The organism is Methyloceanibacter marginalis (assembly GCF_001723295.1).
Taxonomy (GTDB): Bacteria; Pseudomonadota; Alphaproteobacteria; order Rhizobiales; family Methyloligellaceae; genus Methyloceanibacter; species Methyloceanibacter marginalis.
In genome coordinates, this window is sequence record NZ_LPWD01000313.1 from 1 (window position 1) to 1,321 (window position 1,321).

Annotated in this window: 1 protein-coding gene; it reads left to right on the top strand. The window is 65.6% G+C overall.

Translation table 11 applies throughout. The features are described from left to right. Window positions 1-274: 274 nt before the first annotated feature. Complete coding sequence (locus AUC71_RS11530) at window positions 275-1,078, top strand: bile acid:sodium symporter family protein (RefSeq protein WP_069624382.1); 804 nt, start codon at window positions 275-277, stop codon at window positions 1,076-1,078. The last annotated feature ends 243 nt before the right edge of the window (window positions 1,079-1,321 follow it).

The following is a 1,321-nucleotide window of genomic DNA, read 5'->3' on the forward strand; positions in this document are numbered from 1 at the left end:
TCCGCTCATTCCCGCGAAGGCGGGAATCCAGGGAAAAAATACGTGCTGGGTCCCCGCCTTCGCGGGGACGAGCGGCGGAAGGCGGGGATAGGCCTGCACAAACCTTCGGCGTCATCGCCCGGCTTGACCGGGCGATCCAGTAACCAATGCCGTGCGCACTACGAAGGCCAGTGGTTACTGGATGCCCGCCTACGCGGGCATGACGAGGTAAGAGCCGACCGGACCGGGGCAGAACCTATCCCGCCGCAAGCGTCTCTGCTAAGGCTGCGCCGCAATGCTCGACCAGCCCTTTTGGTTTTTTGAAAATTTCGGCGAACTCGAACGCGGCCTGTCGGCGACGATGGTCACGCTGTCGATGCTCGGCATGGGCGCCACGCTGACGGTCCGCGATTTCGCCAACACGCTGTTTGCCTGGAAGGGGCTGGTGGTGGGCCTGGCCGCCCAGCTGCTCTTGGTCCCCGCCTGGGCGGGGCTCGTGATGTTCATCCTCGGCCTGTTCCCGGCGGACTTCGGCGGATTGTCGGTGACAGGCGCCGTCGGCATCGCCACGGGCCTCGCCCTGATCGCCGCCATGCCCGGCGGCGCGGTGTCGAACCTCGTTACCTTCATGGGCAACGGGAATGTCGCTCTGTCCGTCTCGTTGACGGCCATCACGACCTTTGCCTGCCTCATCGCCACCCCGATCGTGCTGGCCTCGCTGGTCATGGTGCGGGTGCCCGGCGATTTCGACATCGACAAGTCCCAGATCATGCTGGACATCGGCTTGTTCCTGCTCGCGCCCCTTCTTGCCGGGATGGTTGTCCGCGCCACCACGACGCTTCCCCAGCAAGTCTTCTTCATCAAGCTCATGGTGCGCGCCAGTCTCGTCCTGCTCGCCCTGATCATCATCGGATCGCTGGGCGCGGGACGGCTGCAATTCGCCGCTTACGGCTGGCTGGGGCCGGCCATCATCATCGTGTTCTGTCTCGGCGCCGTCATTCTGGCGCGGCTGTTCGCCCGCGCCTGCGGGACGGCGGAGCGGGACGCCTTCGCCATCGTCATCGAGGTCGCATCAAGAACGGGCTGCTGGCGCTTCTGATCATAACCTCCGATGTTCCCCGCCCGCCATGATGGCGGCGCTAGACGGCCCCAATGCCCAGATGATCGTCGCGGCGCGCGACGGCTGCATCTTCGTCGTGCTGTTTTTCAGCGGCGTCGGCCTCGTCATCGGCATGCTGTCCGCGCTCCGCTGGCGCAAGATCTTGGCGTCCGCCGGCTAGGACTCGAGCCTGGACCTCCGAAGCGTTTGGCCCGCCGCGCGAAGCACGGTAGCTTTCCCCCC

Bases quoted from the DNA above. Each gene is read 5' to 3' on its own strand.
- AUC71_RS11530 (WP_069624382.1), top strand. From the start codon at position 275: ATGCTCGACCAGCCCTTTTGGTTTTTTGAAAATTTCGGCGAACTCGAA.